The organism is Dactylosporangium sp. NPDC049742, assembly GCF_040674675.1.
GTDB lineage: Bacteria > Actinomycetota > Actinomycetes > Mycobacteriales > Micromonosporaceae > Dactylosporangium > Dactylosporangium maewongense.
In genome coordinates this window covers 14,801-29,326 of the sequence record NZ_JBFANF010000004.1, presented here as the reverse complement: position 1 = coordinate 29,326, position 14,526 = coordinate 14,801, and the positions used below count along the sequence as shown (strand labels likewise).

General features: G+C 73.0%; 11 protein-coding genes and 2 pseudogenes. All 13 read right to left on the bottom strand.

Going from position 1 to position 14,526, the window contains the following annotated elements:
* Window position 1: 1 nt before the first annotated feature.
* The 13 genes and pseudogenes from AB0J72_RS07035 to AB0J72_RS06975 all read right to left on the bottom strand — a co-directional run bounded on the left by AB0J72_RS07035 (window position 2) and on the right by AB0J72_RS06975 (window position 14,499).
* The gene (locus AB0J72_RS07035) at window positions 2–796 is read right to left on the bottom strand and encodes a polyprenol monophosphomannose synthase (protein WP_363395398.1); all 795 of its coding nucleotides are present in this window, start codon (window positions 794–796) and stop codon (window positions 2–4) included.
* Window positions 793–2,391: an apolipoprotein N-acyltransferase gene (lnt, locus tag AB0J72_RS07030; protein WP_363396280.1), complete on the bottom strand. Its 1,599-nt coding sequence runs from the start codon at window positions 2,389–2,391 to the stop codon at window positions 793–795. The genes AB0J72_RS07035 and lnt overlap by 4 nt, the downstream gene beginning before the upstream one ends.
* 844 nt (window positions 2,392–3,235) lie before the next feature.
* Window positions 3,236–4,441, bottom strand: coding sequence for a glutamate mutase L (locus tag AB0J72_RS07025; protein ID WP_363395395.1), 1,206 nt, complete (start codon window positions 4,439–4,441; stop codon window positions 3,236–3,238).
* 24 nt (window positions 4,442–4,465) lie between these two features.
* Window positions 4,466–4,855, bottom strand: a complete 390-nt coding sequence (locus AB0J72_RS07020) for a hotdog domain-containing protein (RefSeq protein WP_363396277.1) — start codon at window positions 4,853–4,855, stop codon at window positions 4,466–4,468.
* Between the two features lie 8 nt (window positions 4,856–4,863).
* Complete coding sequence (locus tag AB0J72_RS07015) at window positions 4,864–5,595, bottom strand: OAM dimerization domain-containing protein (RefSeq protein WP_354890735.1); 732 nt, start codon at window positions 5,593–5,595, stop codon at window positions 4,864–4,866.
* The gene (locus AB0J72_RS07010; RefSeq protein ID WP_363395392.1) at window positions 5,595–7,145 is read right to left on the bottom strand and encodes a lysine 5,6-aminomutase subunit alpha; all 1,551 of its coding nucleotides are present in this window, start codon (window positions 7,143–7,145) and stop codon (window positions 5,595–5,597) included. Before AB0J72_RS07010 ends, AB0J72_RS07015 begins: the two co-directional genes overlap by 1 nt.
* A gap of 25 nt (window positions 7,146–7,170) precedes the next feature.
* Window positions 7,171–8,727, bottom strand: a complete 1,557-nt coding sequence (locus AB0J72_RS07005) for an amidohydrolase family protein (RefSeq protein ID WP_363396274.1) — start codon at window positions 8,725–8,727, stop codon at window positions 7,171–7,173.
* Window positions 8,724–9,251: pseudogene (locus AB0J72_RS07000) on the bottom strand (hypothetical protein); the annotation flags it as partial. The pseudogene AB0J72_RS07000 and the gene AB0J72_RS07005, both read right to left, overlap by 4 nt.
* Window positions 9,252–9,677: 426 nt before the next feature.
* Window positions 9,678–10,331: pseudogene (locus AB0J72_RS06995) on the bottom strand (zinc-binding alcohol dehydrogenase); the annotation flags it as partial.
* Between the two features lie 62 nt (window positions 10,332–10,393).
* Window positions 10,394–10,975, bottom strand: a complete 582-nt coding sequence (locus AB0J72_RS06990; RefSeq protein ID WP_363395389.1) for an ATP/GTP-binding protein — start codon at window positions 10,973–10,975, stop codon at window positions 10,394–10,396.
* Window positions 10,956–11,270 carry a DUF742 domain-containing protein gene (locus AB0J72_RS06985; RefSeq protein WP_363396271.1) on the bottom strand — a complete coding sequence of 105 codons (315 nt, stop codon included), beginning with the start codon at window positions 11,268–11,270 and terminating at the stop codon, window positions 10,956–10,958. Before AB0J72_RS06985 ends, AB0J72_RS06990 begins: the two co-directional genes overlap by 20 nt.
* A gap of 332 nt (window positions 11,271–11,602) precedes the next feature.
* Window positions 11,603–12,013 (bottom strand): roadblock/LC7 domain-containing protein, encoded by a 411-nt coding sequence (locus tag AB0J72_RS06980; protein ID WP_344504941.1) that lies wholly within the window; start codon window positions 12,011–12,013, stop codon window positions 11,603–11,605.
* Complete coding sequence (locus AB0J72_RS06975; RefSeq protein ID WP_363395385.1) at window positions 12,010–14,499, bottom strand: nitrate- and nitrite sensing domain-containing protein; 2,490 nt, start codon at window positions 14,497–14,499, stop codon at window positions 12,010–12,012. Before AB0J72_RS06975 ends, AB0J72_RS06980 begins: the two co-directional genes overlap by 4 nt.
* Between the last annotated feature and the right edge of the window lie 27 nt (window positions 14,500–14,526).

The following is a 14,526-nucleotide window of genomic DNA, read 5'->3' as shown; positions in this document are numbered from 1 at the left end:
CTCAGCCGCCTTGCCGGGCGTCGGCGCGGGCGTCGCGGGGTCCACCGCCGGCGACGCCGCGGCGCAGCGCCTCCCACCGGTGCGACGCACCCCACACGGTGACCCGCCACAACGCTTCCCGGACGATGTTGGAGCTCATCTTCGAGTGCCCACGCTGCCGTTCCGCGAACGTGATCGGGACCTCCTGGACCCGGAACCCGTTGCGGTGGGACCGCCACGCGAGGTCGACCTGGAAGCAGTACCCCTGCGACGCGATCGACCCGATGTCGATCTTGTCGAGGACGGGGACGCGGTAGGCGCGGTACCCGCCGGTCGCGTCCCGCAACGCCATCCCCAACGCCATCCGCACGTACAGGTTGCCGCTGCGGGAGATCAGGTGCCGGTGCCACGGCCACCCGACCGTCTTGCCGCCTTTCACGTACCGGGACCCGAGGACCACGTCCGCGTCCTTCAACGCGTCCAGCAGCCGCGGCAGCTCCTCCGGCGCGTGGGAGCCGTCGGCGTCCATCTCCACGACGGCGTCGTACCCGTGGTCGGTGCCCCACGCGAACCCCGCCATGTACGCGGCGCCGAGCCCCTGCTTCCCGGGCCGGTGCAGCACGTGCACGCCCGGGTCGGCGGCGGCGAGCTCGTCGGCGATCCGGCCGGTCCCGTCGGGGCTGTTGTCGTCGGCGATCAGCACGTCGACGGTGGGGGTGGCGGCCCGGACCCGCTCCACGATCGGCCGGATGTTGTCGGCCTCGTTGTAGGTGGGGATGATGACGAGGACCCTACCGACCCCAGGGTATTCGTTCACGCGTCCTCCTCGGTCGGTGCTGCCGGGTGCTGACGGGTGCGTCTGCGGACGGCGGCGGCGGCCACCAACGCCCCGATACCCAGCATCACGATCACATATTCGGGTCCGGCGCCGACCGTGGTCGCGACCGTCCGCCCGGACCCCAGGCGCAGCTCCCGCAGGATCACCGCACCCTCGTTGAACCGGGTCTCGTCGCTGGTCCCGCCGGACGGGTCCGCGAACGCGGAGATCCCGACGGTCGACGCCATCAACGCGTCCCGGCCGTGCTCCACCGCCCGCAACCGGACCATGGCAAGCTGCTGCCGGGCCTCGGCCTCGTCGAACGTCGCGTTGTTCGTCTGCACGGCGAGCAGCTGCGCGCCGCCGGTGACGGTGTCACGGACGAGCCCGTCGTAGGCGACCTCGAAGCAGATGACGTCACCGACGACGGCGGGCCCGACCCGCAGGACCCCTGGCGTGTGGCCGGGGGTCATGTCGGAGACCCGGTCGACCTCCTTGCTCACCATCCGGGCGATGTCCCGCAGCGGCATCGTCTCCGCGAACGGCACCGGGTGCCGTTTCGTGTACCGGGCCGACACCCCGCCCTGCCGCGCGTTCCCGGCCGCGTCGACGTCCGGCTCCCACACGAGCCCCGCGTTCTCGACCCCGACCGCGGGGTCGGTGAGGACAGCGCCGACGAGGATCGGGACACCGACGGCCCGCGCGGCGGTCGCGATCGCCGCGGCGGCGTCGGCGTTGCGCAGCGGGTCGATGTCCGACGAGTTCTCCGGCCACACGACCAGGTCCGGTCGCCGCGCCCCACCCTCGGTCACCTTCCGGCCGAGCTCGACGGTGGCCCGGACGTGGTTGTCGAGCACGGCGCGGCGTTGCTCGTTGAAGTCGAGACCGAGCCGCGGCACGTTGCCCTGCACCACCGCCACGTACACGCCGGCACCCTCGGCCCGGTGGACCGGCACGAGCAGCGCCCCGGCGACGACGACTGCGGCGGCGACCGGCCCCGCGAATGGTTTCACCCGCCCGAACCACCCACGGGTGACAGTGTCCTCACCGGCGGCACCAGATGTACTGACGGTCTTGACGAACGGGACGGCGAGGAGGGCTCCGGTGACCGCGACCGCGAACGTGACCAGCGGCGCCCCGCCGACCGCGGCGAGCCGCAGCAGCGGCGACGTGTCCTGCGAGAACGCGAGCCGCCCCCACGGGAACCCACCGAACGGCGCCCGGTCCCGCAACGCTTCCTGCGCCGTCCACAGCGCCGCGACCGCGGCCGCCCACACCCACGGCCGGGCCCGCAGCCCGCTGACCCATGCGGTCGCCGCGCCGAGCAGCCCGATGAACAGCGCCTGCAGCGTCGACAGCAGCAGCCACGGGACCATCCCGGTGTGCAGGTTCGTCCATTCCAGCAGCGGCGTGAAGAACAACGCGCCGGTGAGGGTCCCGAGCCCGAACCCGGCCCGCAGCCGCCGGCCGTGCACGGACACGGCGGCGAGCGCGACCGCGACCGGCGCCGCCCACCACCACCCGTACGGCGGGAACGCGACGAGCATCACAGGCCCGGCGACCGCGGCGAGGAGCACCGCCGCCCACAACGGCAACGTCCGGGCGGCGCGGGCGGGTTCCGGGTCTGCGGCGACACGCGCGGCGGGCGCCTCGTCGGAACCGTCCGCTGCGCTGCTGGTGCTGACCAACGTCACCTGCGCCAACTCTCCTGGCCGTCGTCACCCGCGCCCGCCGCCGGTGCGCGGGCGTGCAGGGCCGTCACGGCCTGCGGCGCCAATTATGCGGCCACCCGGCCCCGGACACGGCATCGCAGCGGCGCGGGCGGCTGTGAATGTGCTGGGATGTGGCTGGACTGTGTCCGGACCGCAACCGAACCGGCCGTCACCACACCCTCGCGACCGTCGCCGGTGACCGTCGGCCCGGACCGCCCCGTACGGGGGCACTGCCGGCGCCCTGACGGGCGTCGTGCCGGGCTGCGCGGCAGGGGCTGAATCGGGGCGCGACCGGAGTCGCGCCCCGCACTCCCAGGCCCTTTGTCCGGCCGGTGGGCAGGTCGGGTGCAGGCGCGGCCTTCGTTCCGGCGCGGCACGGGCTGGCTGCCCGGGCCGTGTCGTTGTCTACTGGTCGCGTGACCCCCCTGCCCTGACACCGGTGGATGCCCGGTCCGCGGCCCCCGCCGACCCCCGCCCGCTGGATCAGGTGGCGTCCCGCCGGTTGGCGGGGACGTCCGATCAGTGGGCGTTGGGGAGTAGCGAACCGTGGTCACCCGCGCCGAAGTAGGACGCAAAGACGTTACGCGCTGTCCCGGGGGGACTGTCAACCGTCGCACGCGATGTAATTCACCGCGGTCGGCGTGTCGGGTGTGTCGGCGGCGGTGTGTCGGACGGCGTGCACCGAAGTTCACCCGCCGCGGATGAAGGACCGCCGACCGGCTCTTCGTCACCCATTGTGTATGTGCGCGCGGAGCAGCCCGGCCGCCGCCGCGGGGTGGTCGGCGGCGAGGAGCCCGGCTGCGGCGAGGACGTACCGGTCGTCGACGGTGACCGTCGGGTGCCGTGGCAGCGCCCACCCGCCGGCGTGGTCGGTCAGCACCGGCCGCAGCGCCGCGACCGCCGCCGCCCGGTCCGCGTGCCGGAACACGCCGCCGGACGCGACGACCGACACGACGTCACGCAGGTCCCGGCCGCTGCGCGCGTGCCGCCGCACCGCGATCACGGTCGCGGCGGCGGCGACGCCGAGCGGCCCGTCACCGACGGCGACGTGTTCCCGGGCGGCGGCGGTGTGGACACCGTCGACGTTCCACCGCACCCCCAGGTCCCCCTCGACGGTCCTGGCCCGCCACAGCGTCCCGGCGACCGCGGTCCCGGCACCGTCGGGGACGAGCGCCGAGTACACGTCCGTCGTCGCCCCGCCGACGTCGACGACGAGCAGGTCCCCGCCGGCGGTGTCGGCGTGCAGCGACACCCCGGTGAGGACCGCGTCCGGGGTCGCCATCCGCACCAGCCGCCCGAACCGGGGACCGCGGGACAGGTGTTTGCCGCCGATGACGTGCCGCAGGAACACGTCCCGGATCGCGGCGCGGGCCGGGCCCGGGTCGACGACACCGATACGCGGCAGCACGTTCCCGGTGCCGACCGCCGGCACCCGCCGCGCCGTGAGCAGCTCGACGGCGGTGTCGCGGACGTCGCTGTTCCCGGCGACGACGACCGGCACCCGCCACCTGGCCGCGGCGAGCCGCCGCGTGTTGTGCAGCAGCACGTCGCTGTCGCCGCCGTCGGTGCCGCCGACGACCAGCACCACGTCCGGTGCCGCCGCCCGCACCTGCCGGATCCCGGCCGGGGTCTGCGGCCCGGCGGCGACGTGCACGACCCGCGCCCCGGCGGACAACGCGACCCGGTGCGCGGCGTCGGCGGACACGAGGTGCTCGTAGCCGACGACGGCGAGCCGCAGCCCACCACCCGCCGACGAGCAGCAGTACACGTCGTCGACCGGGCCGGCGCCGGCGAGGAGCGCGTCGACGCCGTCGAGGACGTCACCGCGGGTCGTCGGGTGCGTCCCGGTCCGCACCAGGGTCCCGTCGGTGACGTCGACGACGGCGAGTTTCGTGTCCGTCGACCCCACGTCCACGCACGCGACGAGCGTCATGCCGAGCTCACCATCAGGGGGTCTTCAGCTGCCGGGGACGACCACGGTGCCGGTCGCCGACACCGCCAGCAGCGGCGGGTCGACCACCGCGGCTGCCGACGCGCCGGCTTCCGGGGTACCGCGGCAGACGACGTGACACGTGAACTCCGCCGTCCGGGACCGGGTCCCGACCCTGACGATCGTCGCCGTCACCTCCAGGACGTCACCGGCCCGGACCGGCGCGTGGAACGCGACCGTGCTGTACCCGGCGAACAACCCCTCGTCACCGTCGGTGCGGATGCACAGTTCGGTGGCGACGTCACCGAACAACGCGAGGCTGTACGCGCCGTCGACGAGGTTCCCCGCATAGTGGGCGTGCGAGTACGGCACATACCGGCGGTGCTGCACCGTCACCCCGACGGCCGCGCCCGTCACCGGGCCGGTCACCGGGCACCGACCGCGTGCACGAGATACGACGCGACCTCCCGCGGGGTCGTGCCCCGCCCGAAGATCCGGTCGACGCCGAGGTCCGCGGTCTGCAGCTCGTCGAACCTGGGCCCGCCGACGACCAGCAGCGGCCGCCGCGCCGCCGGGAACGCCTCCCGGAACGCCGCCGACATCTCCCGCGTGTTGTGCAGGTGCGCGTCGCGTTGCGTGACGACCTGACTGACGAGGACCGCGTCCGCCTTCTCCGCCCGCGCCTGCTCCACCAGGGCGGGGACGGCGACCTGCGCGCCGAGGTTCACCACCCGGCACTCCCGGTAGTACTCGAGGCCCTTCTCACCGGCGATCCCTTTCACGTTGAGGATGGCGTCGATCCCGACGGTGTGCGCGTCCGTGCCGATGCACGCACCGACAACGACGAGTTTCCGGCGCAGCTTCGCCCGGATCCCGGCGTTGACCTCCTTCGCCGACAGCAGCGGATAGTCCCGTTCGGCGACGACGACCTTCCCCGGTTCGACGAGATGGTTGACCCGCCCGTACACGACGAAGAACGTGTGCCCGTCACCGATCTGCTTCGCGTGCACGACCATCGCCGGGTCGATCCCCATCTTCCCCGCCAGCTGCAGCGCCGCGCCCTCGCCGCGCTTGTCCGCGATCAGCGGCAACGTGAAACTGACCTGCACCATCCCGTCGCCGGTCGTGTCGCCGTACGGGCGGATCACCGCACTCATCACACGCCCCCGTCCAGCAGGTCGATCGCCGGGTTCCAGTACCCGGCCTCCCGCGCCGCGACCCCGTCGAGACCTTTCCCGCGGTCGGCGGGCCGCCGCATGATCCCGAACGTGCCGGCACCGATCGCGTCCAGCAGCCCCTGCTCCCCGATCTGCCGCAGCAACGTCACCGCCTCACCGAGGACCGTGTCCGCGCGGCCACGGATGAACGCGCCCGGCGTGAAGTCCTCGTGCAGGTTCCCGGCGGCGTTCAGCACGTACCGCACGTTCTGCAACGCGATGTCCCGGTCCGACAGCCACGGCGTCACCACCGCCTCCGTCATCATCCCCACGAGGAGGATCCCCTGCCCGGTGAGCGCACCGGCGAGGTTGAAGAACCCGTCGAGGAGGTTCCCGCGGAACACGTCCCCGGTCATGTGTTTCGTCGGCGGCATCCACTTCAGCGGCGCGTCCGGGAACAGCTCCCGCGCCAGCAGCGCGTGTGCGAGCTCCAGCCGGAACGACTCCGGCACCTCCGGGTTGATCTCGAACGCGTGTCCGAGCCCCAGCTGCCAGTCCTGCAGCCCCGCCTCGTGCGCGAAGTACTCGTTCAGCAGCTGCGACACCGTCACCGTGTGCGCGGCGTCGACCGCGTCCGCGGTCGTCAGGTAGTTGTCCTCACCGGTGTTGATGATGATCCCCGCCCGGGCGTGGATCTGCCGGGAGAACCGCTGGTCGACGAACGTCCGGATCGGGTTGATGTCCCGGAACAGGATCCCGTACATGGAGTCGTTCAGCATCATGTCGAGCCGTTCGAGGCCGGCGAGCGCCGCGATCTCCGGCATGCACAGCCCGGACGCGTAGTTCGTCAACCGCACGTACCGCCCGACCTGCTTCGACGTCTCGTCCAGCGCGGCCCGCATCAGCTTGAAGTTCTCCTGCGTCGCGTACGTCCCGGCGAACCCTTCCCGGGTCGCGCCTTCCGGCACGTAGTCCAGCAGCGACTGCCCCGTGGACCGGATCACGGCGATGACGTCCGCGCCGGCCCGCGCCGCCGCCTGCGCCTGCGGGATGTCCTCGTAGATGTCGCCGGTCGCGACGATCAGGTAGATCCACGGCCGCTGCCGCGGGTCCCCGTGCCGCCGGATGAGCCGTTCCCGTTCCGCGCGCCGCCGGTCGATCCGCGCCAGCCCGGTCTTCACCGCTTTCACCGCTGCCCGTTTCGCCACCGTACCGGCGGCCCCGGCGCGGAACGTGACACTGCCGGCGGCGGCCTTCTGCGCGAGCAGCGTCAGGTCCTGGTGCCCGTCGTCGGTCAACGCCTGGAACACCGGGCCCGTCACCCCACCGCCGAGCCCGACCTGGTCCCGGACGACGTCGACGAGCCGGTTCACCCACGGGATCCCGTCCGGGTCCGCGCCGGTGATCCCCGCCAACCTGAGCGTCGCCCGTTCCACGGACACGGTCGTGTGGCTGCGCGCCAGGTCCACGACCGGCCGGCCCGCCGCCGCCGCCAACCGGCGCGCCGTCTTCACGGTCCGCTGGTCGAGCTTCAGTTTCCCGCCGCTCATCGCTGCCCGCTCACCTTCCTGCTGCTCATCGTGGCTCCTGCCGGGAGTGGATCGGCCGGCCCCGCAGCACCGTCACCCGCGCCTGCGGGTTGCTGTCGGTGTGCAGGACCTCGCTGATGTCGTCGGCCGTGTCCCACACCGCGAACGTCGCCGACCACCCCGGGTTCAGGACCCCTTCGTCGTCGATGCCGACGGCCCGCCACCCGCCGCGGGTGTGCGCCGCGAACGCCGCCTTCGCCCCGATCCGCTGCACCGGGTTGTGGTGCCGCATCGCCGCCCGGCACGACCCCCACGGGTCCAGGTCCGTCACCGGCGAGTCCGACCCGAACGCCAGCAGCACCCCAACCCCGGCCAGCGCACCGATCGGGTTCGACGCGAGCGACCTCGCCTTCCCGAGCCGCTGCGCGTACATGCCGCGTTCCCCACCCCACAACCGGTCGAACGCCGGCTGGACACTCGCCACGATCCCGAAGTCCACCAGCCGCGCGATCGCCTGCTTATCGAGGAGCTCCACGTGCTCGATCCGGTGCCGGCCGGCCCGGATCCGCTCCACCCCGACCTGCTTCGCCGCACCCGCGAACCCGTCCAGGACCGTCACGATCGCCTGGTCCCCGATCGCGTGGAACCCGCCCTGCATCCCGTGCCGCACACAGTCCACGACGTGCTCCGTCACCTGCCCCGCCGTCAGGTACCCGTGCCCGTGCTCGTCCACCCGCTGCCCACGCTCGTCCCGACCGTCCAGGTACGCGCTGCTCAGATGCGCCGTCCGGGCGCCGAGCGCACCGTCGGCGTACAGGTCACCGGCGGCGCCGACCGCACCCAGCTCCTTCGCCTTCGCCGCCGCGTTCGGCTCACCCCACAGCCCGTACACCTCCGGCAGCCACAACCCGTGCGACATCGCGGCGACGAAGTCGTCCTCACCGGACGTCCCGGGCCCGCCGCACTCGTGCACCGACGCGATCCCCAGCGACGCCGCGTGCGTGAGCGCCGCCCGCTGCGCGTCCACGATCTGCGCCCGGCTCACCGACCCGTACGCGACCTCCCGCACCAGGTGGTGGGCGTCGCGGCGCAGCCACCCGGAACTGTCGTACCCCGCTGTTACCTTCACGGCGTCGGTGAGCAGCTTCGACGAGACGAGGGCAGCGTGCACACACGTCCTGGACAGGTAGACGGCCCGGCCACCGCCGGCACGGTCGAGCTCCACCGCCGACGGCGTCGTCTGGTCCGCCCACCCTGACTCGTCCCACCCGTGCCCGATCACGATCGCGTCCGGGGGGAGGGTCGCGGCATGCGCGGCGACCGCGTCGAGGACCTGCTGCCTGGACCTGGTCCCGGCGAGGTTCAGGCCGCGCAGCGTGAGCCCGGTCGCGGTGGTGTGCACGTGCGCGTCGACGAACGCCGGGGTGACGAGCGCACCGTCGAGGTCCACGACCCGGTCCACGCCACCCCCGGCCCGGGTCGGCGCGTCCGCGTCGGGGCCGAGCCAGGCGATCGTGTCGCCGTCGACGAGCAACGCGGTCGCGGACGGGTCGGCGGGGGTGTGGACCCGGCCGCCACGGAAGAGGGTTCGCATGCGGCTCAGTCTGCCAACCCGGGCGGCGCTTCGGCCCGCAACCGCGCCTGGAACAGGTTCCGGACACCGGTGTCGGACCGCAGCAGCCGCAGTGCGTAGTCGGCATGTCCCGGCACGTAACCGTTGCCGATGAGCATCGTCACGTCCGCGGCGAGACCTTCCGCGCCGAGCGCCGCCGCCGGGAACGACGTCGCCATGGAGAAGAACACGACGGTGCCGCCGGCCGCGGTGGCGAGGACCGCGGCGTGCTCACACCCGGGGACGTCGACACACACGACGGTGACGTCCGCCGCCCCGGCGCCGGTCTCGGCCCGCCCGGCCGTGCCGTCAACGGCCGCGGCGAGCCCGGCCGTGGTGGCGTCTGCGCGGCTGCCCGCGCCGGTTCCGTTGGCGTCGGTCCCGCTGAAAGCGCCGTCGAGGGCCGCGGCGAGCCCGACGGCGTCGCGGGCGTCGGCGATGACGATGGCGTCGGCGAGCCCGGTGCCGGCGAGCCGGTCCCGTTCCGCCGCGTCCCGGACCACCCCGACGGTCCGCACCAGCGCTGCGGGTTGTCCGCCGCCGCCGGTGTACGACCTGCCGCCGCCGCTGCCGTCCACCGTGGTGTGACCGCCCGCCGGGGAGTGTGCGCCGGTTCCGCCCGCCACAACGTCGACAGCGCCGGGGGTTGCGGCGACGGCCGTCGTGCCGAGGATGCCCATCGGGTCGGCGGGGGACTCGGTGGCGGCCACGCCCGCGGTGGCCGGGGCGGCGGCGTCCCCTGGCCCGTTCGTGCCCGTGGGTGCCGGCAGGCCTGTGGTGGTCGCCGCGGTCCCGGGTGCGGCGACGGCGTCCGCGGGGCCGGTGGTGCCCGCCGCGCTCGTGGCGTCGGACAGGCCGGTGGGGTCGGCTCCGCCGGCCTGACGGCTCGTGTTCGTCGCGGCGGCGGTGAGGTTGTGGGTGAAGGTGCGGGCGGCGTCGTGGGCGGCGGCGAGGGACAGGGAGCCGCTCTTGCCGGCGGCGCCGAGGACCGCGACCGTCAACGGCCGCCCGCCGGGGGACAGCGCGGGGGAGCCGGTGCGGGTGCGCAGGGCCTGGGTGACGACGCGGGCGACGAGGGCTGGGGCGCCGCACACGTCGAGGACGGCGAGGGACAGCTGCGGGTCCAGGTCGGCGGGCAGGACGGCGGCGATCGAACGGGCGAACAGGATGGCGTGGCCGTCGCAGGGGACCTGCTCCGACAGGCCGTCCCACCGGGTGAGGTCGTCGGCGATGTGCAGCGGGGTCAGGGTCAGCGACACCAGCGTCGCGACCCGGTCACCCGGCCGCAGCCCGAGCGGTGAGGCGGGGCCGGCGGCGTCGACGGTGCCGATGAGCATGCCGCCGGAGCCGGTGACCGGGTTGTGCATCTTGCCGCGGCTGCGGACGATGTCGAGGACCGCGGCGCGGACCTTGCCGCCGTCGCCGCCGTGCTCGGAGCGCAGCTGGTGGAACGAGGCGGCGTCGAGGTTGAGCCGTTCGACGCGGATGCGGACCTCGTCGGCGCCGATGACCGGGTCCGGGTCGAGACGGTCGGCGGCCTGGGGCAGCACCCCGGCCGGTGCCAGGACCCGGTGCAACCCGATAGGCGAAGTCATTTCCCGCACTGCCACAAGTTAGCCGAAGATTTTCCGGCACACCAGCCTCAGTGCGGGAAATACTACCGTGAACGGGCGGCGGACAGGGTCAGGACATGCTCCACCAGACCGATCAGGACCGCCTTGCTCGACTCCCGGTCCCGCGCATCACACAACAGCAACGGCACATGCCCGTCCAGATCCAGAGCCTCCCGCACCTCCGCCTCCGTGTACGACGACGCATCCTCGAAACAGTTCACCGCCACCACGAACGGCGTCCCCCGCCGCTCGAAGTAGTCGATCGACGGGAAGCAGTCCGCCAACCGGCGCGTGTCCGCCAGCACCACCGCACCCAACGCACCCAACGCCAGCTCGTCCCACAGGAACCAGAACCGGTCCTGACCCGGCGTCCCGAACAGGTACAGCACCACGTCCTGCCCGATCGTGATCCGCCCGAAGTCCATCGCGACCGTCGTCGTCGACTTACGTTCCACCCCGGTCAGATCGTCGGTGCCGACCCCGGCCGCCGTCAGCGACTCCTCCGTCTGCAACGGCCGGATCTCGCTCACCGCACCCACGAGGGTCGTCTTCCCGGCCCCGAACCCACCCGCGACCAGAATCTTGATCGCCGTCGGAACCGGCCGGCTAGAGCGCCCGTAGTCCATTGATCACCGCCTTGAGGATGCTCTCGCTCGGCAGCTCGCCCGCCACCGGAGGGTGGTACATCTCGATCAGCCCCTGCCCCAGCAGGTCACCCAGCAGCACCCGCACCACACCCAACGCCAGGTCCAGGTGCGACGCCAGCTCCGCCACCGCCAGAGGGTCCCGCGCGTAGGCGAGGATCGCCCGGTGCTCCGGCTGCAGCCCGTACCCGACGTCGGCGAGCGCGGCACGGTTCGCCACGACCATCGCGACCACGTCGAACTGCCCCGACACCGGCGTCACCCGCCCACCGGTCATCGCGTACGGGCGGACCACCGGACCCGCGTCCCGGTCCACCCACGTGTGGTCCGTCCACGGCTCCGCCGACAGGTCACCGCGCCGCCGCTCCGGCCACGCGTGCTCCCCCGACCCGCCGCCGTGCTCGAACTGCCCGTCCGGCGCACCCTGCCCGCCCTGCCCGCTCTGCCCGCTCTGTGCGGACCAGGTCGCCCGGTACTGGTCGGCGCGCTGCTGCTCCGCCCACTGCTGATCGACCCACTGCTGCTCGGCCCGCCCCGGCACCTCAAGACCAGGGTCACGACCCGGGTCGCCGCGGTCCGGCTGACCGGCCGCGTGCCGGCCCGGTGTCGTCATCCGCCGGCCGCCGGACGCACCGACGTCGACAGGTTCTGCCCCACCCGCTGCACCAGCATCGCCATCTCATACGCGATCAGACCGATGTCCGCGTCCGCCTCCGCGAGCACCGCCAGACACGCCCCACGACCCGCCGCCGTCACGAACAGGAACGCCGACTCCATCTCGATGATCGTCTGCCGGACCGGGCCACCACCGAAATGCCGCCCCGCACCCCGCGCCAGACTCTGGAACCCCGCCGCGACCGCCGACAGATGCTCCGCGTCCTCCTGCGACAGGCCCTTCGACGCGCCCATCATCAACCCGTCCACCGACAGCACCACCGACCGCTGCACCGACGGCACCCGATCCACCAGGTCGTCAAGAAGCCAGTTCAAGCCGATGTTGCTTCCCTGCGCCGCCGTCATCCCGCCACCCCGTCACGGCCCGTGCTGCTCTGGTCATCGCTGTCACCGTCACCGGCACTCGCATGCCGGCCCCGCGCCGTCCCCGCCTGGAACGACGACATCATCCGCCGCAACTGCTCCGGCGACCGGCCCACCTCCGGCACCTCCACGTCGTCGACGTCAGCCGCCGCCGTCGAGTCCTGCTGCAACTGCGGCGCCAGGCTCTGCTGCCGCACCCGCTTCGGCAACCCCCGCGGACCCGCCGGCCGCGGCCCGTCACCCGCCTCCGCGGCGACCGCCGCCGTCGCCCGCGGACCAGGCGCAGCCGCACCGGCGTCCCGGGCAGCCGGCCGCTGCCGCGGCAACGGCCCCGGACCAGACCGCCGCCCATCCGGTACACCACCCGCCGCCGCCCGATCGTCCCGCCCCGCCGGCTGCACGACCGACAACGCCGGCCGCTGCCCGATCGACGACGCCGGCAGCACCTGCGTGTGCTCCCCACCCTCACCGGCACCGTCCTGCGGCAACCACGAGAACGGCTCCCGCGCCACCACCCGCATCTCATGCGTGTTCGACAGGTCCGCCGGCGCACCCGGCGGCAACGGCGACGGCACCTTCGACGGCTGCGCCACCACGAGCTCCGTCGGCAGCAACGCCACCGCCGTCACCCCACCGAACGGCGAGGACCGCAGCACCACCCGCACCCCGTGCCGCACCGCCAGCTGCGCCACCACGAACAACCCCAGCCGGGCACTGTTCGCCGGGTCGAACTCCGGCGGCTCCACCAGACGCCGGTTCGCCTCCGCGATCGCCTCCACCGACATCCCCAGCCCACGATCCTCGATCTCGATCACGAAACCGTTCGGGACCAGCTGACCCGTCACGTTCACCCGCGTGTGCGGCGGCGAATACGCCGTCGCGTTCTCGATCAACTCAGCCAGCAGATGGATCACGTCACCGACCGCCCGGCCCACAACCGCACCCTCACCGATCTGCTGCACCTGCACCCGCGCGTAGTCCTCGACCTCCGACACCGCGCCACGCACCACGTCGATCACCGACACCGGGTTCCGCCAACCCCGGCCGGGCGCCGCACCCGCCAGGATCACCAGGTCCTCCGCATGCCGCCGCATACGCGTCGCCAGATGGTCGACCCGGAACAGGTCCGCCAGGTCATCCGGCTCCGACGTCCGCCGCTCCATCCCGTCCAGCAACGACAACTGCCGATGCAGCAGCGTCTGCGACCTGCGGGCGATGTTCAGGAACACCTCGTTCATCCCCTGCCGCACCGACGACTCCTCGACCGCCGACGCGACCGCCGTGCGCTGCACCGAGTTGAACGCCTCACCCACCTGACCGATCTCGTCCGTGCCCAGCCGCAACGGCGGCGCCTCCACCGCCACATCCACCTGCACACCCCGCCGCAACCGCGACACCACCGACGGCAGCCGCTCGTCCGCCAGCTCCAGCGCCGCGACCCGCAGCCCGTCCAGACGCCGCGCCAGGGACCGGCCGATCCGCACCGACAGCACCAGCGACAGCACCACCGCCAGCAGACCCAGCACACCGGCGACACCGAGCCGCCAGAAGATCGCGTCGGCCGCGTCCTGCGCCGCCTGCACGTTGTGCCGCTGCACCTGCGCCCGGAAGTTCTTCAACTCCGTGTTCACCGGGTCGAACGCCGACCGCCACGCCTGCAGGTCGATCCCCGCCGACTCCGCCGACCCCGGCGCCGTCCCCAGCAACTGGTTCTCCAACTGGGTCAGCTTCGACATCCCCTGACCACCGGAGATCGCCCCGAACCGCTCCTGCGTCTCCGCCGGCAGCAGCGTCACACCGTACGGCAGGATCAGCCGCTTCTGACCGACCAACGCCACCAGCTCCGTGTGCGCCTGCGCCGTGTACGCGCCGCTCACCGCCGCCTCCGTGACCAGCGCGTCCTCCTGCGAGAACAGGTCACGGGACAGGCCGAGCACGAACACACCCGTCGCCTCCTCCGTCACCTCGGAGTCCTGGTGGTTCGTCACCGACTCCGCGATGCCGTACGTGCCGGTGATGATCTGCGAATACGCCTGCCGCACCTGACTCGACTGCCCGGAACTGTCCGCGAGCTGCCGCAGCGCCGCCAGGCCGTCCACGGCCTTCACCGACGTCGCGATCGCCTCCTTCGCCTCCTCGCTCGCCACCGCCAGGAAGTCCTTGTCGGCGCTCAGGTCACGGAACTCCGCGACCTCCACGTCCGTCTTCGCCCGCTGCTCCCGCAGCGCCGTGCCGTTCTTGCGGCCACCGGCGATGAACACCGTCGTCAGCTGCCGCTCGACCTGCAGCTCCTCGACCATCGCCTCGGCCGGCTCCGTGACCTTGTCACTGACCAGCTTCGAGTTCCGCAGGTCGAGCGCCGGCTGGAGGGTGAAACTCACCGCGAACAACCAGATCGCGATGAGCATGACGATCGGGATCGCCAGCATCGCCGTGATCTTCGCGCGGATGGACCAACGGTTAATCATCAAGGACCTCGGGTGCGGTTCGGTTGC